The organism is Streptomyces glomeratus, assembly GCF_021462825.1.
GTDB classification, from domain to species: domain Bacteria; phylum Actinomycetota; class Actinomycetes; order Streptomycetales; family Streptomycetaceae; genus Streptomyces; species Streptomyces glomeratus.
Window position 1 is genome coordinate 60,015 of record NZ_JAKEEB010000031.1, and the last position, 20,961, is coordinate 80,975.

General features: G+C 70.0%; 21 protein-coding genes. 5 read left to right on the forward strand and 16 right to left on the reverse strand.

What is annotated here, in order from left to right:
• The first annotated feature begins 317 nt into the window (after positions 1-317).
• On the forward strand, positions 318-1,391 hold the full coding sequence (locus LZ604_RS27595; RefSeq protein ID WP_234518309.1) for a YihY/virulence factor BrkB family protein: 1,074 nt from the start codon (positions 318-320) through the stop codon (positions 1,389-1,391).
• Between the two features lie 28 nt (positions 1,392-1,419).
• On the opposite strand, the gene LZ604_RS36375 is transcribed toward LZ604_RS27595, so the two are convergent.
• The 9 genes from LZ604_RS36375 to LZ604_RS27640 all read right to left on the reverse strand — a co-directional run bounded on the left by LZ604_RS36375 (position 1,420) and on the right by LZ604_RS27640 (position 8,347).
• Positions 1,420-1,704 carry a TetR/AcrR family transcriptional regulator gene (locus LZ604_RS36375; protein ID WP_372482211.1) on the reverse strand — a complete coding sequence of 95 codons (285 nt, stop codon included), beginning with the start codon at positions 1,702-1,704 and terminating at the stop codon, positions 1,420-1,422.
• Between the two features lie 40 nt (positions 1,705-1,744).
• Positions 1,745-2,044, reverse strand: a complete 300-nt coding sequence (locus tag LZ604_RS27605) for a DUF4229 domain-containing protein (protein ID WP_234518310.1) — start codon at positions 2,042-2,044, stop codon at positions 1,745-1,747.
• A 120-nt stretch (positions 2,045-2,164) separates the two neighbouring features.
• Positions 2,165-2,689 carry a GNAT family N-acetyltransferase gene (locus LZ604_RS27610; protein ID WP_234518311.1) on the reverse strand — a complete coding sequence of 175 codons (525 nt, stop codon included), beginning with the start codon at positions 2,687-2,689 and terminating at the stop codon, positions 2,165-2,167.
• Between the two features lie 73 nt (positions 2,690-2,762).
• Positions 2,763-3,926: an aminofutalosine synthase MqnE gene (mqnE, locus tag LZ604_RS27615; protein WP_234518312.1), complete on the reverse strand. Its 1,164-nt coding sequence runs from the start codon at positions 3,924-3,926 to the stop codon at positions 2,763-2,765.
• Between the two features lie 114 nt (positions 3,927-4,040).
• Positions 4,041-4,496: an Lrp/AsnC family transcriptional regulator gene (locus tag LZ604_RS27620; protein WP_234518313.1), complete on the reverse strand. Its 456-nt coding sequence runs from the start codon at positions 4,494-4,496 to the stop codon at positions 4,041-4,043.
• Between the two features lie 113 nt (positions 4,497-4,609).
• A complete protein-coding gene (locus LZ604_RS27625; protein ID WP_234518314.1) occupies positions 4,610-5,293 on the reverse strand; it encodes a UbiX family flavin prenyltransferase in 684 nt (227 codons plus the stop codon).
• Positions 5,294-5,371: 78 nt separating this feature from the next.
• Positions 5,372-5,944, reverse strand: coding sequence for a Uma2 family endonuclease (locus tag LZ604_RS27630; RefSeq protein ID WP_234518315.1), 573 nt, complete (start codon positions 5,942-5,944; stop codon positions 5,372-5,374).
• A gap of 46 nt (positions 5,945-5,990) precedes the next feature.
• Positions 5,991-6,893, reverse strand: a complete 903-nt coding sequence (gene mqnP, locus LZ604_RS27635) for a menaquinone biosynthesis prenyltransferase MqnP (protein WP_234518316.1) — start codon at positions 6,891-6,893, stop codon at positions 5,991-5,993.
• A complete protein-coding gene (locus tag LZ604_RS27640; RefSeq protein ID WP_234518317.1) occupies positions 6,890-8,347 on the reverse strand; it encodes a menaquinone biosynthesis decarboxylase in 1,458 nt (485 codons plus the stop codon). The genes mqnP and LZ604_RS27640 overlap by 4 nt, the downstream gene beginning before the upstream one ends.
• Positions 8,348-8,435: 88 nt before the next feature.
• Between LZ604_RS27640 and LZ604_RS27645 the strand changes: the two genes are divergently transcribed.
• Positions 8,436-8,828, forward strand: a complete 393-nt coding sequence (locus LZ604_RS27645; protein WP_234518319.1) for a PLD nuclease N-terminal domain-containing protein — start codon at positions 8,436-8,438, stop codon at positions 8,826-8,828.
• A gap of 18 nt (positions 8,829-8,846) precedes the next feature.
• Positions 8,847-9,728, forward strand: coding sequence for a LysR family transcriptional regulator (locus LZ604_RS27650; protein ID WP_234518321.1), 882 nt, complete (start codon positions 8,847-8,849; stop codon positions 9,726-9,728).
• On the opposite strand, the gene LZ604_RS27655 is transcribed toward LZ604_RS27650, so the two are convergent.
• Positions 9,625-10,572, reverse strand: coding sequence for a DMT family transporter (locus LZ604_RS27655; RefSeq protein WP_234518322.1), 948 nt, complete (start codon positions 10,570-10,572; stop codon positions 9,625-9,627). The genes LZ604_RS27650 and LZ604_RS27655 overlap by 104 nt on opposite strands.
• A gap of 329 nt (positions 10,573-10,901) precedes the next feature.
• Here LZ604_RS27655 and LZ604_RS27660 point away from each other — a divergent pair, with 329 nt between their 5' ends.
• Positions 10,902-13,004 carry a hypothetical protein gene (locus LZ604_RS27660; protein WP_234518324.1) on the forward strand — a complete coding sequence of 701 codons (2,103 nt, stop codon included), beginning with the start codon at positions 10,902-10,904 and terminating at the stop codon, positions 13,002-13,004.
• Positions 13,005-13,086: 82 nt separating this feature from the next.
• Positions 13,087-14,628, forward strand: a complete 1,542-nt coding sequence (locus tag LZ604_RS27665; RefSeq protein ID WP_234518326.1) for a type 1 periplasmic-binding domain-containing protein — start codon at positions 13,087-13,089, stop codon at positions 14,626-14,628.
• Positions 14,629-14,658: 30 nt separating this feature from the next.
• Here the strand turns inward: LZ604_RS27665 and LZ604_RS27670 are convergent, their stop codons facing one another.
• From LZ604_RS27670 to LZ604_RS27695, 6 genes are all read right to left on the reverse strand, one after another.
• Entirely contained in the window at positions 14,659-15,069 is a 411-nt protein-coding gene (locus LZ604_RS27670; protein ID WP_234518327.1) for an SRPBCC domain-containing protein, read from the reverse strand.
• 109 nt (positions 15,070-15,178) lie between these two features.
• Positions 15,179-16,261 (reverse strand): c-type cytochrome biogenesis protein CcsB, encoded by a 1,083-nt coding sequence (gene ccsB, locus LZ604_RS27675; RefSeq protein WP_234518328.1) that lies wholly within the window; start codon positions 16,259-16,261, stop codon positions 15,179-15,181.
• Positions 16,258-18,051 (reverse strand): cytochrome c biogenesis protein ResB, encoded by a 1,794-nt coding sequence (gene resB / locus LZ604_RS27680; protein ID WP_234518329.1) that lies wholly within the window; start codon positions 18,049-18,051, stop codon positions 16,258-16,260. Before resB ends, ccsB begins: the two co-directional genes overlap by 4 nt.
• A gap of 3 nt (positions 18,052-18,054) precedes the next feature.
• On the reverse strand, positions 18,055-18,828 hold the full coding sequence (locus LZ604_RS27685; RefSeq protein WP_234518330.1) for a cytochrome c biogenesis CcdA family protein: 774 nt from the start codon (positions 18,826-18,828) through the stop codon (positions 18,055-18,057).
• Position 18,829: 1 nt separating this feature from the next.
• The gene (locus LZ604_RS27690; protein WP_234518331.1) at positions 18,830-19,465 is read right to left on the reverse strand and encodes a TlpA family protein disulfide reductase; all 636 of its coding nucleotides are present in this window, start codon (positions 19,463-19,465) and stop codon (positions 18,830-18,832) included.
• Between the two features lie 67 nt (positions 19,466-19,532).
• Positions 19,533-20,828, reverse strand: coding sequence for a polysaccharide deacetylase family protein (locus LZ604_RS27695; RefSeq protein ID WP_234518332.1), 1,296 nt, complete (start codon positions 20,826-20,828; stop codon positions 19,533-19,535).
• Between the last annotated feature and the right edge of the window lie 133 nt (positions 20,829-20,961).

The window sequence follows — 20,961 nt, forward strand, 5'->3', positions numbered from 1 at the left end:
GCGCGCCACCGGGAAGTCGGAAATTCCGGGCGGAAACCCTCAGGGCCGGAGCGGAAAACCGGTGGGACACCTCCCCAGAAAGCGGGAATCGCCGGCCGGGAACGGCGGAAACCCCTGGGAACGGCGGAATCACTGCCGGAAGAGCCCCTGGAACACCGGCCGGAACTCCTCGGGAAGCGCGGCCGGAACTTCGCAGGAACCACGGCCGGAACTCCGCACGAACCCGGCCGGACCCGGCCGGAAACCCCGGCGGAGACCCATAGCCGGCACGACCCGGAATCCGCATGGGTCCAGCTCACAGGGGTACGGGAAGGGACATGGGTGTGCTGGCCCGTATCGACGGTTACCAGCGACGGCATCGCTGGGCGGGCTTTTCTCTGGCCGTGGCCTACAAGTTCTTCGACGACCAGGCCGCATATCTCACCGCACTTTTGACGTACTACGGTTTTCTGTCCCTGTTCCCGCTGCTGCTCTTCCTCGTGGCCCTGCTCGGTTCCATGCTCAGCGGCAACCCGCACCTCCAGCAGGCGCTGCTGGACTCGGCACTGAGCGAGTTCCCGGTGATCGGCGACCAGCTCGGTCACAACATCCACTCCTTCCACGGGAGTGGTATCGCCATCGGTGTGGGTATCGCGGCCAGTCTCTACGGCGCCCTGGGCATCGCGCAGGCCGCCCAGCTCGCCCTGAACAAGATCTTCGCGGTGCCCCGCCACGCCCGTCCCGACCCGCTGCGCTCGCGGCTGAAGGGGCTGAAGTTCCTGTCGCTGCTCGCGCTCGGGCTCTGTGTCACCACGGCCCTGTCCGCCGGTGAGTCCGCGGCCAGTGTGTTCGGCGCCCGGCTGGCGGTCGGCGTGCGCGTCGCCGCCGCGGCCACGGCGGTCGTGCTCAACGCCTGTCTGCTGATGCTCAGCTACCGCATCCTGGCGCGCCGCCGGCTGCCGGTACGCCTGATGTACGCCCCGGCCCTGGCCGGTGCCTGCGCCTGGCAGGTGCTCCAGTGGGGCGGCTCGTACTACGTCGGCCACGTCCTGAGGGGCGCCACGGCGACGTACGGGTTCTTCGGGATCGTGCTCGGCCTGATCGCCTGGCTCTACCTCGGCGCGCTGGTGTACCTCGGCACGGCGGAGATCTGTGCGGTGCGGTGCCTGCGGCTGTGGCCCCGCAGCCTGCTGAGCCCGTTCACCGACCGTGTCCACCTCAGCTCGGGCGATCTGCGCGCCTACCGGTCGTACGCGGCGACGCAGTCCTTCAAGGGCTTCGAGAAGATCACGGTCCATTTCGACCGGCCCCCGCACCAGCCGGCGGACGGCGACGGCGGGGAGGGGCACCCGCCCGCCGAGGGCGACGGCGACGGCGACGGCCGGGAGGGGCACCCGCCGGGGGGCACCTAGTCGTGGTCCGGGGGCGACCGGGAACGCCTCATGCGCCGCGACGGCGATCAGACGGGTCACGGACGCGACGATCCCCCGGCGCACCGGGGCGACCTCGGCGCGAAGGGTTCGCCGTGCGCAGCCCCGTCCGCACGCCGGAGCGCACGGCCGCCGTGAGCGCGGCGGTCTCGCGGCGGATACAGGCCGTGAAGAGGTCTTCCTTGGAGTTCAGGTACAGATACACCAACGGCTTGGACGCGCCCGCCAGTTCGGCGATCTCGTCCATGGACGCGGCCGTGTGGCCGCGTCGGCCGAGGGTCTTCGCGGAACCCATACGGGCAAGAGCACGATCAGCCCGCCACGGGGGCTTCAGCTCACGAAGTCTGGCCCTGTGCGCGCGCCGCGTCGTCGTCCACGTCCTCCTGGGCGCGGTTCGCCTCGAGGCCGGCCTTCATACGGTCGACCTTCTGCGCGATCTCCACGGAGGCCCGGTCGCGCTCTCCACGCAGCACCACGAAGCTGATCGGGGCCGAGATCACCAGGGCGAGCAGGACGATCCACAGGCCGTTGGAGGCGCCGAGGCCGCGCGGGGCGAGACCGGAGTAGACGAGGGCCCAGACGACGACGAGGCAGCCCGCGAGGATACCGAGGCGCATCAGCGTGTAGCGGAGCATCTCTATCCACTCTTCCGTTCCGTGGGAATCCCCCTGTTGGTCACCGTCCAGTGAAGCACGCGCGGCGCCCGATCTTGCAGGGGGGTGCGGGACAGCCCGGTCGCCCGGGCCAACGGCCGGTCATCCAAGGGGCAGCATCATCGTGATGTCGTCGCGGTCGTCCCCGGGCGCCACCCGGATCGCCCCGGGCACCCGGCCGACCTCCTTGTAGCCGCAGGAGCCGTAGAAGTGCTCCAGACCCAGGCCGCCGCGGCAGGTGAGCCGTATCGCCTCGATGCCCTCGAAGCCGCGGGCCGCGTCCGCGGCGGCGGCCAGCAGGTCGCGGCCGTAACCCTTGCCCTGGTGCCGGGGGTGCACCATCACCGTGTAGAGCCACAGCCAGTGCGTCATCAGCCGGTGCGTGTTCATGCTGAGGAACGCGCTCGCGGCCACCCGCCCCTCCGTGTCGTACCCGAGGAGCAGCCGGGTGCGCCCCTCGCTCATCGCCGCCAGATGCCGGACGAGCTCCGGCCGTACCACCTCCCGGGTGACCGGCGGTACGAACCCGACGGCCCCGTCGGCGTTGGACACGTCCGTCCACAGATCGAGCACGCCGTCGCGCACGACGGGGGTCATGGCGGGATCCAGAACGAAGGTAAGGGGCATGGGGCGAGGCTATCTATTACCTCGTTTGGCGTTCAAGAAGGTGTGTCGCCCCTCACCCCACTCATGGGAGGGATCAGATCCGCATCGGCTGGGGCTCGTCGCGGCGCGCCGGGTCCGGGCCCTCGTACTCCCGGATGATCTCGTACCGCGTGTTCCGCTCCACCGGACGGAAACCGGCGTCACGGATCAGGTCCAGCAGGTCCTCACGGGTCAGCTTGTTAGGCGTGCCGTAGTTGTCCGCATCGTGCGTGATCTTGTACTCGACGACCGAGCCGTCCATGTCGTCCGCACCGTGCTGAAGGGCCAGCTGCGCGGTCTGCACGCCGTGCATCACCCAGAAGACCTTGACGTGCTGGACGTTGTCGAAGAGCAGACGGGAGACCGCGAAGGTCTTCAGCGCCTCGGCGCCCGTCGCCATCTGGGTGCGCGCCTGGAGGCGGTTGCGGACCTTGCCGTCCTTCATGTCCACGAAGTCGTGCTGGTAGCGCAGCGGGATGAAGACCTGGAAACCGCCCGTCTCGTCCTGCAGCTCACGCAGTCGCAGCACGTGGTCCACGCGGTGGCGCGGCTCCTCGATATGGCCGTACAGCATGGTGCACGGAGTCTTCAGACCCTTCTCGTGCGCCAGGCGGTGGATGCGCGACCAGTCCTCCCAGTGGGTCCTGTGGTCGACGATGTGCTGCCGGACCTCCCAGTCGAAGATCTCGGCACCGCCACCGGTGAGCGACTCCAGACCGGCGTCGATGAGTTCGTCGAGGATCTCGGAGGCCGAAAGACCGGAGATCGTCTCGAAGTGGTGGATCTCCGTCGCCGTGAACGCCTTCAGCGAGACGTTCGGCAGGGCGGCCTTCAGCTCGCGCAGCGACCGCGGGTAGTAACGCCACGGCAGGTTCGGGTGCAGGCCGTTGACGATGTGCAGTTCGGTGAGGTTCTCCGACTCCATCGCCTTGGCGAGCTTGACCGCCTCCTCGATGCGCATCGTGTACGCGTCCTTCTCGCCCGGCTTGCGCTGGAACGAGCAGTACGCGCAGGACGCGGTGCACACGTTCGTCATGTTGAGGTGACGGTTGACGTTGAAGTGGACCACGTCACCGTTCTTGCGGGTCCGTACCTCGTGCGCGAGACCGCCGAGCCAGGCCAGATCGTCCGACTCGTACAGCGCGATGCCGTCCTCGCGGGTCAGCCGCTCACCGGCCCGGACCTTGTCCTCCAGCTCGCGCTTGAGCCCGACATCCATGCTTCCGCCTCTCCCTCCGGACAAACCCACCCCACCGTACCCCTCGCCCTCCGGGCGGACGGCGCCCCCCACCCGGCGCCCCCCACCCGGCGCTTCTCGTCCGGGCGCTGCCTCTCAGCGGGTCTCGGGGAGCTCCCCCACCCGGTTCTCCCACTTGGTGGACAGCACGATCGTGGTCCGCGTACGGGAGACGCCCTTGGTGCCGGACAGCCGGCGGATCGTCTTCTCCAGGCCGTCGACGTCGGTCGCGCGCACCTTGAGCATGAACGAGTCGTCGCCGGCGATGAACCAGCAGTCCTCGATCTCCTGAAGGTCCTTCAGCCGGTGCGCCACGTCCTCGTGGTCGGCGGCGTCGGAGAGCGAGATGCCGATGAGGGCGGTGACCCCGAGGCCGAGGGAGGCGGCGTTGACGGTCGCACGGTAACCGGTGATGACACCGGCCGCCTCGAGGCGGTTGATGCGGTCGGTGACGCTGGGCCCGGACAGGCCGACGAGGCGCCCCAGCTCGGCGTAGGAGGCCCGCCCGTTCTCCCTCAGGGCCTGGATGAGCTGCCTGTCCACCGCGTCCATGCGATCGATGCCTTCCACTGAAGAGGTCTTGAGAGGTCTTGAGAGGTCTGATCAGGTCTGAAAGAGACCCGAAAGTCAGGGGGTACCGCTGTCGGCCGACGTGCGGCCGGGCCTCAGGTCGTACGGCTTCCGCCGCCCAGCTCGCCCTTCCAGCGCCGGTAGAGCCGGTGTTCGACGCCCACCGCATCGAGCACCCGCCCGGCCACGAAGTCCACCAGGTCCTGGATGTGCGTGGCCCCGGCGTAGAAGGCGGGCGAGGCGGGCACCACGACCGCGCCCGCGTCGTCCAGCGTCACCAGGTGCCGCAGGGTCTGACCGTTCAGCGGGGCCTCCCGTACGGCGACGACCAGCGGACGGCCCTCCTTCAGCGTCACGCTCGCCGCCCGTTGCAGCAGGTCCTTCGACAGCCCGAGCGCGACCCCCGCCACGCACGCCGTCGAGGCCGGCACGATCAGCATCCCCTTGGCCGGATACGACCCCGAGGACGGCCCGGCGGCCAGGTCACCGGAGCTCCAGTGCCGTACCCCCGTGATGTCCACGTCGAAGGTCCCGGGCTTCCCGTCGGCGCCGCGGGACAGCCAGGCCCGCAGGTCGTCCTGCCAGTGGGCGTCACGGAACGGCAGGCCCGTCTCGTCCAGCAGCGTGAGCCGCGAGGCCCGGCTGACCACGAGATCGACGCTCTCGCCGGCGTCGAGGAGCCCGCGCAGCACGGCGGCGGCATAGGGGGTGCCCGACGCACCCGAAACCCCCACGATCCAAGGCGTGCGCGGCGTCTCTCCTGGCTTGACTGGGTTCACGCCCCCGAGCCTATCCGGCGTCGTGCACGGGCGACCGGCCAAGGTCCCGCTGAGCGGGCGGTGTGGCCGGGGCCGGGGTCAGGACACGGCGCGCGCCTTCGGATCCACCGGCAGGCGGCCGGTCGTCAGCGTCAGCTTGCCGAGCGGGGAGTCGACGGTCAGGTCGGGGCCGTACGGGATGACGTCGCGGCCGCGGTAGCCGTCGGACGCGGGGTTCCACATCGTGACGACATGGCTCTTGAGCGGGTCGAGTACCAGGTAGTCGGCGATGCCCCGGGAGGCGTACCAGCGGGGTTTGACCTCGTAGTCGCGGCGGACGCTTTCCGGGGAGACCACCTCGGCGACGAGCTCGATCAGGTCGGCCGGGTACGCACTGCGATTCTCGGCCTCCGCCTCGGCCGGGATGACCGCGATGTCCGGGCAGAACTCATTGGCGTCGTCGAACGGGAACGCCACACCGCTCACCAGGGCCCACGCCGGCGGCAGCTGCGTCTCGAGGAGTGCCCACACCCGCTGGATCGTCTTCCCGTGGAAAGGCCTGACCGGGTTCACCACGATGCTGCCCTCGACGATTTCCGTCACATAGCCGGGGAACATGTCCTCCAGCTTGCCGAGCTGCGAGTGCAGGCGGTCGATGCCCGAGACGGTCACGGTGGCCTCCCTGGGGTCCTGCCCTCGATGGTAGGCCGCACCGTATTCAGACGGTCAGACCCCGAACCAGAAGATCGAGCAGCGCACACACGAACAGGGCAATCCCGATGAACCCGTTGACGCTGAAGAACGCGCGATTGAGGCGGCTCAGGTCGTGGGGCCGCACGATCGAGTGCTCGTAGACGAAGGCGCCCGCCACGATCACCAGGCCGAGCCAGAAGAAGAAGCCCGCGCCGGTCACGACCGCGTACCACACGAACAGCGCCGTCACGATGGCGTGGCAGACCCGGGCGGCCCGGATCGCCACCGGGATGCCGAAGCGGGCCGGCACCGACATGACCCCGATCTCGCGGTCCGTCTCCACGTCCTGGCAGGCGTAGATCAGGTCGAAACCGCCGATCCAGATGCCGACCGCGAGGCCGAGGACCACCGCGTCCCAGTCCCACCTGCCGCTGATCGCCAGCCAGCCGCCGACCGGGCCCATCGCCTGGGCCAGACCCAGGATGGCCTGCGGGAAGTTCGTGAAGCGTTTGCCGTAGGGGTAGACGACCATCGGGATGACCGCGATGGGGGCCAGGGCAAGGCAGAGCGGGTTCAGCAGGGCCGCCGCGCCCAGGAACACCGCCAGGGCGATCAGGGCGCCGGTCCAGGCGTGGCGGACCGACATCGCCCCGGTGACCAGCTCCCGGTGCGCCGTGCGCGGGTTCCGGGCGTCGATCTCCCGGTCGATGATCCGGTTGACCGCCATGGCGAACGTCCGCAGACCCACCATGCAGACGGTGACCATCAGCAGCCGTCCCCAGTGGATGTTCCGATCCCACTGGTACATCGCGGTCAGCGAGGCGATGTACGCGAAGGGCAGGGCGAAGACGGAGTGCTCGATCATCACCAGGCGCAGGAACGCCTTGGTGCGTCCTGGCTGCGGGATCGCGGCGGAGGCGCTGCTCACAGGCCGTACTCCTTCCAGCGGCGGGTCACCTTCGCCGCCGTCTCCGGGTCGGACAGGACCATGTCGGGCCAGCCGCCGTCCCTCGTGTAGCCCTCCTCGGGCCACTTCCCCGTCGCGTCGATGCCCGCCTTGCCGCCCCAGAACTGCTGGTAGGAGGCGTGATCGAGGTGGTCGACGGGGCCTTCGACCACGGTGAGGTCGCGGGCGTAGTCCGTGTTGCCGAGGGCACGCCAGGCGACCTCGTGCAGATCGTGCACATCGCAGTCGGAGTCCACGACCACGATCAGCTTCGTCAGCGACATCATGTGCGCGCCCCAGATGGCGTGCATCACCTTCTGGGCGTGCTTGGGGTACTTCTTGTCGATCGAGACGATCGCGCAGTTGTGGAAGCCGCCCGCCTCGGGGAGGTGGTAGTCCACGATGTCCGGCACGATGATCTTGAGGAGGGGCAGGAAGAAGCGCTCGGTGGCGCGGCCCAGCGGCCCGTCCTCCGTCGGGGGGCGGCCCACGACGATCGACTGGAGCAGCGGCCGCTTCCGCATGGTGACGCAGTCGATCTTCAGGGCCGGGAAGGGCTCCTGCGGCGTGTAGAAGCCGGTGTGGTCGCCGAAGGGCCCCTCGGGGAGCATCTCGCCCGGCTCGAGCCAGCCCTCCAGAACGACCTCGGCCTGGGCGGGGACCTGGAGCGGGACCGTCTTGCAGTCGACCATCTCGATCCGCCGGCCCGCGATGAACCCGGCGAAGAGGTACTCGTCGATGTCGCCGGGCAGCGGTGCGGTCGAGGCGTACGTCACGGCGGGCGGGCACCCGAAGGCGATGGCGACGGGCAGTCTCTCGCCGCGCCGGGCCGCCACCTGGTAGTGGTTGCGGCTGTCCTTGTGGATCTGCCAGTGCATGCCGATCGTGCGCTTGTCGTGGCGCTGGAGGCGGTACAGCCCGAGGTTGCGGATCCCGGTCTCGGGGTCCTTGGTGTGTGTGAGCCCGAGATTGAAGAAGGAGCCGCCGTCCTTGGGCCAGGTGAACAGGGCGGGCAGCGCGTCGAGGTCGACGTCGTCGCCGTGCAGGACGACCTCCTGCACCGGAGCGCTGTCCGGTTTGACCTTCTTGGGGGGCACATGGGTCATCGCGCCGAGCTTCCCGAAGGCCTCGCGGATCCCGACGAACCCGTGCGGCAGCTCCGGCCGAAGCAGGCCGCCGATCTTGTCGGAGATCTCGCCGTACGACTTCAGGCCGAGCGCCTTCAGCAGGCGGCGGTCGGTGCCGAACACGTTCATGGCGAGCGGCATGCGCGACCCGCGCACGTTCTCGAAGAGCAGCGCGGGCCCGCCCGACTTCTGTACCCGGTCGACGATCTCCCCGACCTCCAGATAGGGGTCGACCTCGGCCTTGATGCGCTTGAGGTCTCCCTCGCGTTCCAGCGCCCGGAGCAGGGAGCGAAGATCGTCGTAAGCCATGCGTTCCAGTATCCGGTACCGGCTAACCTGACCCCGTCACCGGGGCCGTCCCACGCTCCGTCACCGTCTCCTGGGGGATCGCACGACCATGTTTCGGTATCTGCCCTACCTGCTGGTCCTCGCGCTGTGGATATACGCCTTCATCGACTGCCTGAACACGCCCGAGGAGCAGGTCCGGGCACTGCCCAAAGTGGTCTGGGCCATCATCATCCTGCTCTTCGGCGAGGTGCTGATCGGTCCGATCGCCTGGCTTGTCGCGGGCAAGGTGCGTCAGATGCCGGTGAACGGCTCGACGCCCTCCGAGTGGCACCGCAACCACCGCGCGAGCTGGGTGGCGCCCGACGACAATCCCGAGTTCCTCAGGTCGCTGAAGGAAGAGAACAAGAAGGACGAGGCCCTTCTGAAGGACTGGGAGGCCGATCTGCGCCGCCGCGAGGAGGAGTTGCGCCGCCGGGAGCGGGGCGAGGAACCCAAGGACTGAGGGAACCGGGACCGACCGGTGGAACTCCGGCTGCTCGTCACCTTCGAGAAGGTGGCCACGGTGCTCAGCTTCACCCGCGCCGCGGCGGAACTGTCGTATGCGCAGTCCAGCGTGACCGGCCAGGTCCGCGCGCTGGAGTCCACGCTCGGCACGGAACTCTTCGACCGGCTCGGCAGCCGTATCCGGCTGACGGAGGCCGGCGAACGGCTTCTGCCCTACGCCCGGCAGATCATCGAACTGAGCGAAGAGGCGCGGGCGGCGGTGGCCGGCGCGGAGGAACCCGCGGGAACCCTCACCGTCGGCACCATGGAGTCGCTGACCTCGTACCGTCTGCCGCCGCTGCTGGAGCTGTTCCACCACCGCTATCCGAAGGTGCGGCTGTCGCTGCGGACCACCATCGGGGACGAGACCCGGCAGGCGCTGCGGCAGGGGACGTACGACCTGGGATTCCTGATGGAGGAGGAGACCGGGCACGCCGGGCTGGAGACCGCAGTGCTGGCCGAGGAGCCGCTGGCGCTGGTGGCGGCGCCCGGACACACCCTGGCCTCGAAGCCGGTCACGACGGCCCATCTGGTGGAACAGTCCCTGCTGGCCACCGAACCCGGCTGTGCCTACCGTGACCTGTTCGAGCGGGAGCTCGCCTCTCTCGCGCCCGTGGAGTTCAGGGAGTTCGGCACCATCGAGGCCACCAAGCGCGCGGCGGCGGCCGGTCTCGGGATCTCGCTGCTGCCCGAGGTGACGGTCGCCGCCGAACTCGCGGATGGCTCTCTGGTTCGTCTGCCGTGGGAACCGCCGTTCACGCTTCGCACGCAGCTGGCGTGGCGGGCCGGGAAGCGGCTTCCGGCGCATGCCCGGCTGTTCGTCGAGCAGACACGGCGGCTGGTCTCCGAGCAAGTGTGACCTTCAGACCGGCCGTGACGATCAGCGGGACGCCCAGGGCCTGCACAACTCCGATGTGGTGGCCGTACACCGCCCAGTCCATCAGCAGGGCGACGGCCGGATAGACGAAGGCGAGCACCGCGATCTTCGAGGTCGGGAGCTTGGCGTAGGCGGCGTACATGAGGACGTACATCACCCCGGTGTGGAGGAAGCCCAGCCCCACCAGCCAGCCCCAGCCGGCTCCTTCGCCCCGCATCGCCCCGAAGTCGGCGAACGGCAGCAGCAGCGGGATGCCGACGAGAACCTGGACGAGGGCGACGAGGTGCGGCCGCACGCCGGTGACGCGCTTGGTGACCAGGGTCGACAGCCCGTACAGGAGCGCGGCGAGGAGGGCCTGGCCCACGCCCAGGAGGTAGGAACCGCCGCCTGTGAAGTCGCCGGGCGTGACGCCCGAGACGAGGATCAGTCCGGCGAAGGCGACGGCCACCCAGCCGACCTTGGCGGCGGTGAGCCGCTCGCGGAACAGCAGGGCGCCCAGCAGCACCACGTGGAACGGCTGCGTGTGGTACACGACCGTCGCCACGGAGATCGACGTGTTCCCGTACGCCTGGAAGAGCAGAACCCAGTTGAAGACGATGAACACGCCACCGAGGGCGGCCAGGCCCAGGGTGCGCGGGGTGAAGCCGTGGCCGCGCAGCCAGCCGCGGGCGACGACGTAGGTGCCGAGGGCGAGGGCGCCGAACAGCACGCGGAAGAAGACGACATCGAAGGGCGAGGCGCCCGACTCGACGACGAAGACACCGAGGGTGCCGGAGAGCACCATGGCGGTCGTCAGCTGGGCAGTGCCCTTGTTCTCCGGGGTCATGTCCAGGACGCTACGGGCGGGCGGGGCACCCGGTCCAAGGGCTGGTGGGGCGTCCTGCCGATGGGCCCATCGGCCCCGCCGATACCCGCGCCCGTCCCCCGCATCCCACCTTCACCGGCACCGACGTGCCGCATGTCGCATGTCGCATGTCGCCTGCCAAGTCTGACGACCGCCCGAAGCAGGACGATCATTCGCGGCCGGCAGCGGAAGACTTTCGTAACCCAACGGACATCGCGCGCCCTAGTCCGAATCAACTCCCCCTTTTTTACACTGGCGTTGGTAGACCTCACAGCAGCACATCGGATCGGACCGCTCCGGGGGGAGATGCGGTGCACAGATCGCTGCACGGCCGGGGACCGCTGTTCGACACCGACCCGCCCGGCCTCGCTGCGCGGCTTGTCGGTGCGCGCCCGTACCAGCTCCGCTCCTCACCGTACGAACACCAGGACGACCTGCCGTTCGTGGTGTTCGCGGGCGGGCGCGGACTCGGCAAGAGTGCGCTGCTCGCGGAGATACGCACCGCCTACCAGGGGCATACGCCCGTTGCGCTGATCGACGGCGAGGAGGCGCAGTTCGCCGGGCCGCCCGCGAACCGGCCCCGCGCGGCCTGGTCGCCGGTGGCGCACGCCCTCACGACCGTCGCCGAGCAGCTCGCCGAGCCCGTGAAGGGCGCGGGGCGGATCAGTTTCCCGCGGCTCGCCTCGGGGCTGCTGGCCGTCGCGGCGGGCGGCTGGAGCGACCGGAACGTGGCGCGGATCCGGCAGGAGGCCGAGCGCATCCTGCTGCTCAACGACTCCCGGTCCTTTCTGGACGGGTTGGCGGGCCGCTGGGTGAGCAAAGTGATCGCCAAGCTCGTGGCCTCCCTGTCGAACGCCGGGCCCGTCGTCGAGCCGATCATCGAGGCGACCCTGGAGGCGTTCAGCGAAGGCGTCTCGCCCACCCACCGGCGGCTGCGCAGGGCCGCCACATGGTTCCGCGACTACCCGAACGCGGGCGGCAACCCCAAGCTGGGGCTCATCCTGCTGTCGGGGCACTTCCGGGCGGGCGGCGACTCCCGCACCCACGCCGAGCGCTTTCTCGTCCGGGCGCTGCTCGCCGACCTCGACGACGCCTACGCCGGCGTCATGCAGCGCTCCCACCGGCTGGGCCGCCCGGTCGTGCTGATCGACAACGTGCAGGCTCCCGCCGGACGAGGCCTGATGGAGGCCGTGCTGCGCGACCGGGCGGACGGCCTCGGCGACCAGGTCGTCTTCTTCTCGGCTCTGCGCGGGTACGCCCTCCCCGCACTCAGGCACGCCGTCCGCCGCACGCTCGCCGAGGTGGCCCGCACCACCGGCTGGGAACCGGGCAGCTCCCCGTCCTCACGGGCGCTGCTCGTCTCGCTGCCGCCGCTGACGCCCGACGACACCCTGCACATCGTGGGCGCCCTGTGCCGGGGTCTGGACGTGCCGCCCCAGCTTCCGCACGCCACCCACCGGCTGACCGGCGGCAGCCCGCTCGGCATCACCCTGCTCGGCGAGTCGGCCCGGCAGAACCTGCCGGGCGGAGCCGAGTCCCTCGGCGCGCTGCTCACCGGGGACGTCGCCCTCCACGCGGACCACGACGGCCGCCCCGCCTACCGGGAACTGCTCGACCGCCTGGTGCCGGATGGCCGACTCGACGAACTGACCGTGCTCGCCGCCGCGCACGACCGGGACTCGGCGCTGGCGCTCGCCGAGGACCGGCTTCCGGACGACTTCGGCGCGGCCGGGGTGCTCGGCCTCCAGGAGCGGCTCACGGAGGAAGGGTGGCCGACGGCGGACGGGCAGTTCGTCGGCGACCCGTTTCTGCGGGCGCTGCTCCTGCTGCGGCTGCACCACCTCGACGCGGACCACGCGCAGTGGAAGGCGGTCCACCGCGCGGTCATCGACCACTACGGCGGGCGGGACACCACGGACGCGGCACGCTATCGCCTGCACCATGAACTCGCCTTGGGAAATGCGGACTTGGCGGTGGAGCATCTGCGGGACACCTTCCCGGGCACGGAGGTCGGCGCCTGGCTGCGTTCCCTGGTCTTCATCGCGTCCGCGCCCTACTACCACGCGCACGACCCCGAGGGTCACGACGACTCCGACGGCCACGACCACCGGGCCGCGGTGGCGCTCGGCCGTACGGATCCTGCGCAGCGGCCGCCCGAGGGCGTGGACGCCGCGCTGCACCTGCGCGTACGGCGGCTGCTGCACGCCGTGTGGCAGCTGACCGATCCGCTGGTGCTGCCCGACCCGGAGGTGGCCGAGCGGCTGCGCTTCGAGCTGGAGCAGTTGTCGAACCTGCGGCCCGGGGGCACGGCCCTGCTGTGGCGCGCCTCGCGGGACTGGCCCTCGGACGCGCTGGCGGGCCGTCCTCTGCGTATCCCGGGGGACGACGGGGACGGGGACGGGAGCCAGGGGTGAGGGGACTCACCGGGGCCTACGGGGCCGGGGCCGTACGGCGGTGGGCGCGGAGGACGGGTTCGTACGAGGACGGGGGTCGGTGATGGCACGGCTGTGGAGATGGCTGCGCGAGGACGTCTGGGAGATTCGCTTCCGCCGGTACATGGCGCTGCTGCTGGCCGCCGTCGTGGTGGCCGCCGCCGTGTGGACCGGCCTGGTGATGACCAGGGTGGACCATTCCTGCGCGCCGGGAGTGTCCCATCCCGAGGGCAGCGACGACTGCGTGGGCGTCTCGGCGACGGCGTATGACTTCGGCCGTTCCCGGTTCACCGCGACCGTGCGGGCGATCGACCGTGAGAACCACCGGCTCAAGCCCGGCAGCTATGTGACGGTCGCGCTGTTCCTGCCGTTCACCGCGTCCGCCCCGGCCACCCTGAACGACATACAGCACCAGTTGCAGGGCGCGTATCTGGCCCAGTACCAGGCCAATCACGACACCAACGACCAGTCCCCGGCGATCCGGCTCGTCCTCGCCAACCCCGGTGCGGACGGGGCCCATTGGCAGACCGTGGTCGACCGGCTGGACGCGATGGCCAAGGGCCCGGACACGCTGCGGGCGGTGACCGGCATAGGGCAGAGCACCGACAGCAACAAGAAGGCGCTCAGGGCGCTGACCCGGCTCGGCATTCCCGTGATCGGCACCTCGATCACCGCCGACGACCTGGCCAACGGGCAGGGCGGCAAGGACCCCTATCCCGGGCTGGCCCGTGTCTCCCCCACCAACACGGACGAGGCCCGCGCCCTCGCCTCGTTCGCCCAGGTGTCGGGCGGCCAGGCGCTCCTGGTGTACGACAAGCCGGGCGACCCCTACACCCGGACGCTCCAGGACTCCTTCGAGAAGCTGCTGTCCGGCTCGCGGATCGCGCCGCAGTCGTTCACGCCGCCAGCCGACCGCACGCTGGACGGCACGACCGGGAACCAGTTCCGGCAGATCGCGTCCGTCGTGTGCGACACCCCGAAGACCGTGAACACGATCCTGTTCGCCGGGCGGCACACCCAATTGCGGCAGCTCGTCAACGCGTTGGGGGACCGGGGCTGCACGGACCGCAGGCTCACCGTGCTCACGGGGGACGAGGGGTCGTACCTCACCGGCGACACGAAGCTCGAACCGCGGGCCCTCACCCGCAACCTCTCCGTCCGCTACACCGCGCTGGCGCATCCGGACGCCTGGCGGAAGGAGACCGCGGCGACGGGCGGCGGCGCGGCGGACGCGAAGACGCTGGACGACCTGATCACCCGGAGCAAGGGGGAGCCGGTCGGGCCGATCGGGCAGGTCGCCCTGCAGGACGGGCAGCTGATCATCTCGTATGACGCGATGCGGCTCGCGGTGCAGGGGTTGCGGGAGGCGACGCCGAACGGGCGGGCGGTGCCGCCGCTCGCCGAGGTCGTCAACGAGTGGTCGTTCGTCAAGGGGTCGCACCGGGTGAACGGGGCGAGTGGCTGGATCTGCCTCGACGGGCACGGGAACCCCTACGACAAGGCCGTACCGGTGGTGGAACTGACACCGTCGGGCGGGTCGCGGTTCGTGCGGATCGCCTGGCCGGAGGGCAAGCCGCCCGCGAAGGAGTGCCTGCCGCCGGCGTGAGTCCCGTCACTGCCGCCGGCGTGAGTCCCGTCAGAGGTCGCCGGCCTCCACGACGGCGAGCAGGCGCTCGAACCGCTCCCGCCAGCCCGGGTCGCCGCTCTGCTCGCTCTCGTGGGTGAAGCGCACGGTGGTGCCCGCCGGGCGGCCCGGCTCCAGGTGGAAGCGGATACGGCCACGGCCCTCCACGGTGTACTCGGCGACCCGTTCCACGTCCCATGCCGTGATCCGGCCCCGCGCGATGCCCTCCGGCAGCCGCAGCGCCACCGCACCGCCCAGCCGTGGCTCGAACGGCTCGGCGGAGGCCAGCCACTCCCCCAGCCCCGTGGAGGTGGCGAGGGCAGGCCAGACCTCCTCCACGGGCCGGGCGAGGCGCAGCAGGTAGTGCCGTACGAGCAGGTCCCCCCGGCGCTCGGCGGTGCCTTCTTCGATGGGGTTGGTCATGACACCAGCGTGGCCCGCCGGCCGGGGTTGTGCATGTGTGGGGGCGCGCACCGGGCCGGTCGGCCACGGCCCGGTGAGGGCCGTGGTCAGGCCCGTCGTCGCGCGGGAGTCACACGCCCGCGTACGAGTGCTTGCCGCCGACGAAGATGTTCACGCCGTAGTAGTTGAACAGCCAGCAGCCGAAGGCGATGAGCGCGATGTACGCGGCCTTGCGGCCCTTCCAGCCGGCCGTGGAGCGGGCGTGGAGGTAGCAGGCGTAGGCGACCCAGGTGATGAAGGCCCACGTCTCCTTGGGGTCCCAGCCCCAGTAGCGGCCCCAGGCCGACTCGGCCCAGATGGCGCCCGCGATGATCGTGAACGTCCAGAGCGGGAAGACGGCGGCGTTCACGCGGTAGGCGAACTTGTCCAGGGTCGCCGCGGCGGGCAGCCGTTCCAGGACGGAGGTGGCGAAGGTGCCGGGTTTGCCGCCGCTCGCGAGCTTGTTCTCGTAGGAGTCCTTGAAGAGGTAGAGCAGCGTGCCGACCGCGCCCACGTAGAGGACCGCGCCGCAGAAGATCGCGGTGGAGACGTGGATGTACAGCCAGTACGAGTGCAGCGCGGGGACGAGCTGGTCGCTGGCGGTGTACAGGACGGTGACGGCGAGGCCGAGGTCGAGCAGAACCGTGGTGGTGAGGAACAGGCCGAGCCACCGCACGTTCTTCCTCAGGGCGAGCAGCGCGAGGTACACGCCGACGGCGACCGTGGAGAACGTGATGTTGAACTCGTACATGTTGCCCCACGGCGCCCGCTGCACGGACGCCGCGCGGGCGACGACGCCGCCCAGCTCCACCAGGAAGGCGAGCACGGTGAGGGACACCGCGATCCGGCCGTAGAGGTCGCCCTGGGCGTCACCGCCGTGGGCGCCGGGCCCGTCCGGCACGTCACGGGCGCCGGCCACGGCACGGGTGACGACCTTCGGACGCTCCAGCACCGCGGTGCCGCCCGCCTTCTTGACCGTGACGGCGGGCGCCTGTGCCTTCTGCGCCGCGTCGGCGGTGAGGGCGTGGGCGGTGCGGGCGACCTTGCTGCGGCTGCCGAAGAGCCATTCGGCGATGTACGCGAAGAAGGCCAGGGTGTAGACGGCCATCGCGGAGTAGATCAGCGTGTTGCTGATGTGCGCGAGGTGTTCGTTGGTGGCGGTGGCGAGGGTCACTTCTTCTGAGCCCCTTCAGCGGCAGGTACGGGGGTCGCGGCGCCCGGCTCCCGGTCGGGGTCGGCGTCTTGCTCGTCGGTCTTCGTGGGTGCCTGTTCGTGGACGAGGGCGGCCAGGTCGCCGAGTTCCTCGGGCAGCTTGGCGGACTCGCTGCGGCCGAGGCCCGCCATCTCCACGACGGTGACGCCGTCGGCGCCGGTCGTGGCCCGCACCCAGACGCGGCGGCGCTGGATGAACAGGGAGCCGGCCAGGCCGAAGATGGCGACGACGGCGCCGCCGAGCGCCCAGCCGGTGCCGGGCTGCTGCACGATCTGGAAGCCGGCCCACTCCTTGACCTGCTTGTCGAAGGTGATCGAGCCGTTGCCGCCGGGCAGCCGCATGGTCTCGCCGGGCAGCAGGCGGGCCTTGACGAGATCGCCCTTGGAGTCCTTGAACGGCTTCAGGTTCTTGGTGTTCAGCTGGTACACGTTCTGCGGGATGCCCGCGTTGACGCCCAGGTCTCCGTGGTACGCGGACACCGCGAGCACCGGGTAGTCCAGCGCGGGGAACTGGGAGAACATCGTGCCCTTGCCCGCGCCGGCGAAGGTCGGCACGAAGAACGCGGCGAAGCCCAGCTGGTCGGTCCGGCCCTGGGCGTCGCGGTAGCCGTCGTAGACCTTGACGGCGCCCTGGGAGGTGACGTTGGAGTCGATCGGCAGCAGCGGCACCGGACCGCGGAAGACGACGCCTCCCCTGCCGTCGCGGACGGTGACGACGGGCGCGTAGCCGTGGCTGACGAGGTAGACCTTGGCGTCGCCGATCTCCAAGGGCTCGTTGACCTTGATGGTGGTCTTCTTCTCCTTGCCGTAGGCGCCCGCGCTGTAGCTGATGTCCGCCTGGTACGTCCGCGGGGTGCCCTTGTTGGGGCCGGTGCGCTCGTAGGTGCCGGTGAACTTCTTCAGGTCGAAGCTGAACGGCACCAGGTCGTCGTCGGTGAAGAGGTTGCCGGACTTGAAGTCGTCGTACTGGGTGAGGGTGTTGGCGAAGCCGTCGCCCTCGATGATCAGCTTGTTGCCCTCGGACTTGTAGAGCTGGCCCCAGGCGAAGGCGATCAGCATCACGACCAGGGCGATGTGGAAGGCCAGGTTGCCCAGTTCGCGCAGATAGCCCTTCTCGGCGGCGACCGCGTCCCCCGCGACATGGGCCCGGAAGCGGCGCTGCCCCAGCACCTTCAGGGCGGCCTCGCGAACCTGCTCGGGGCCTGTGTCGGTGCGCCAGGTCGCGTACGCGGGCAGCCGGGTCAGGCGTTTGGGCGCGGCCGGCGGACGGCCCCTGAGCTGGCCGACGAACTGCCAGGTGCGCGGGACGATACAGCCGATCAGCGAAACGAACAGCAGGATGTAGATCGCCGAGAACCACACCGAGCTGTAGACGTGGAACAGCCCGAGCTTCTCGTAGACGGGGCCCAGCGTCTTGTGGGCGTCCATGAAGTCCCGCACCTTCAGCGCGTCGGTGCCGGACTGCGGGATCAGCGAGCCGGGGATGGCACCCAGCGACAGCAGGAACAGCAGGATCAGCGCGACCCGCATGGAGGTCAGCTGCCGCCAGAACCAGCGGACCCAGCCGATGACCTCGCGCGCGGCCCAGGTGATCCAGCCCAGGGCGCCGGGCGTCCGGGAGCCGCCGAAGGAGCCGGGCATGGCGACCTCGACGGGGGCGGTGGACAGCTGTGAGCCGGCGGCACCGAGGTCGCCGTCGGGGGTGGTGTCCGTCGTCTCGCCGTGCACGTCGCCGCTCCGTGTGTCACTCATGGATCAGATCCCCACCGTGAAGCCGCCGGACCAGCTCTGCATCTGCTGCACGATCCCGTCCCAGACGCCGGTCAGCAGCAGCACGCCGGTCACGATCATCATGGTGCCGCCGAGGCGCATGACCCAGACATAGTGGCGCTTGACCCAGCCGAACGCGCCCAGCGCCTTGCGGAAGGCGACCGCGGCGAGGACGAAGGGCAGACCGAGGCCGAGGCAGTAGGCGACGGTCAGTATGGCCCCGCGGCCCGCGCTCGCCTGCTCGGAGGAGAGCGCCAGCACGGAGGAGAGGGTCGGGCCGATGCAGGGCGTCCAGCCGATCCCGAACAGCGCCCCGAGAACGGGTGCGCCCGCCAGACCGGTGGCGGGCCTGTTGTGGAAACGGAACTCGCGTTGCGTCAGCCAGGGCATCAGGCCCATGAAGAACACGCCCATGAGGATCATGAGCACGCCGAGCACCTTGGTCAGGACTTCCTTGTTCTCCTGGAGCGTCTGGCCGAAGAAACCGAACAGCGCCCCGCCGGAGACGAAGACCGCCGTGAAGCCGAGCACGAACAACGAGGCACCGGCGGCCATCCGGCCTCGCCTGGCTTCCGCGAGGTCTGTGCCGGTGACGCCGGTCACATACGAGAGGTAGCCGGGGACGAGCGGCAGCACGCACGGCGAGAAGAAGGAGATGAGGCCGCCGAGGAGGGCGACCGGCAGGGCGACCAGCAGCGCCCCGTTGAGGACCGTCTGGTTCGGGTCGCCGGCCGCGGCGAGCAGGGAGACTCCGGTCACGTCACTTCTCCGCGAGGACCGGGTCGAGGATCTCGTGCAGCTTCTCCTCGCTGAGGGGCTGCAGCGTCCGCGCGGCGATCTTTCCGTCCCGGTCGAGGACCAGCGTGGAGGGGATGGCCTGCGGGTTCAGGGTGCCCTTCTTGAAACGGAGCATCAGCTTGCCGGTCGGGTCGTACAGGCTGGGATACGTGACCCCGTACTGCTTCTCGAAGGCGCGGGCCGGCTCGGTGCTGGTGTCGCGGGTGTTGATGCCTACGAACTGGACGCCCTTGTCCGCGGAGTCCTTGGCGACCTTGACGAAGTTCGCGGCCTCGGCGCGGCACGGGGGGCACCAGGAGCCCCACACGTTGATGACGACGACCTTGCCCTTGTAGTCGGCGACGTCGAGCTTCTTGCCGTCGATCGTCGTGCCGGACAGGTCGGGGGCGGCGGCCCGCTCGCCCTTCTCGACGGTCGCGATGCCGTCCTTGCCGGTGATGAAGTTGGTGTTGCCGGAACCCCCGGAGGTACCGCCCGAGGAGCAGGCGGACAGCACGAGCGCCACCACGGCGGCCCCGGCGGTGGCGAGGGCGGCGCGGCGGCGACTGCGGCTACGGGTGCGGTTCAGGCGCTGGGGGGCGCGGCAGGCGGCACTCATGTGAAAAGTTTCGCATGTCCGATCCGGGGATCTTGCGCACCCCCCTTGCGGGTGGAAAACCGCCTTTTCAGGCGGCCTTTGAGGGGTCGCTCGAGGCGCCCTTGCCACCGGCGGTGTCCGAGAGGAACGCCTTCCAGCCGCCGGTCGGCTGCTGGCCCACGCCGAGGCTCTGCAGCTTGCGGACGGTCTCGGGCCGCTGCACGTCGAGCCAGTCCGTGAACTGCCGGAAGGAGACGAGCCGTACGTCGGCGCCCTTCTCCTTCTCGCGCGCGATGTGCTTGAACGCCGCCTCGACGGCGTCCATGTAGATGCCGCCGTTCCAGTGCTCGAAGTGGTTCCCTATGAAGAAGGGTGCACGGTTTGTCCGGTATGCCCGCTCAAAACCGGCTATATAAGCCTGTGTCGCCTGGTTGCGCCAGCCCGGGTAGTTGGACGGGGGAGCCTTCGTGGTCGCGATCGACTGGTTGGCGAGGATGTTGTAGTCCATGGACAGCACCTCGAAGGTGTGTCCCGGGAACGGTATCGCCTGGAGCGGGTAGTCCCACACACCATGCCGCTTGACCGGCCACATCTGCCGGCCGCCGGGCGAGGAGGCGTCGTAGCGCCAGCCGAGTTCGCGGGCGGTGGGCAGCAGGTTGTCCTGCCCGAGCAGGCAGGGCGTACGTGCGCCGACCAGCTCCTTGTCGTAGTCGAAGGGCAGCGGCGGCAGATCGCTGAACCCGGTGTTGGTCTTCCACTCCTTGACGAAGGCCTTGGCCTGCTGGATCTCGCTGTGCCACTGCTTGGGCGTCCACCACTTCACCGAGCCGTGGCTCTCGCCGCAGAAGTGGCCGTTGAAGTGGGTGCCTATCTCATGGCCCTCGAGCCAGGCCCGCCGGACGTTCTCCAGCGTGGAGCGGATGTGCGCGTCGGTCAGATAGCCGATGTCGGAGGCGCCCGGCCGGTTGTTCGGCGGAAGATACTTGCGCTTCTTCGACTCGGGCAGCAGATAGAGCCCGGAGAGGAAGAAGGTCATATGCGCGCCGTGCGCCTTGGCGAGGTCCAGGAAGCGCGGGAAGAGACCGTTGCCGACCTCGCCGGCGCCGTCCCAGGAGAAGATCACGAACTGCGGCGGGGTCTGTCCGGGCTCCAGGGGCACCGGCTTGCCCGGCTGGTGCGGCTGCTTGCCGGTGTAGGCGGTGGAGCCGTCACCGATCGGACGCGCGGTGGCCGTGGGGCTCTCGGAGGCGCCGGAGCCGCCCTTGCCGGAACCGCCGCCGGACTGGGTGTCCTTACCCCCCTGGGAGCCGCACGCGGCCAGTCCCATGGCGGCCGCAGTGCCCGCCCCGAGTCCTATCAGTCCCCGTCGGCTGATGTCCCGCATCCCGTCCCCATCTCATAGCGCCCTCTCAGCGGTCACACAATGAGAGGGCACGACCGAGACGGCGGTTCCGCCGAACCCGCTTACCTATCGCGGATTTTACGAAGATATACGCGAATGCAAGGGCTGAATACGC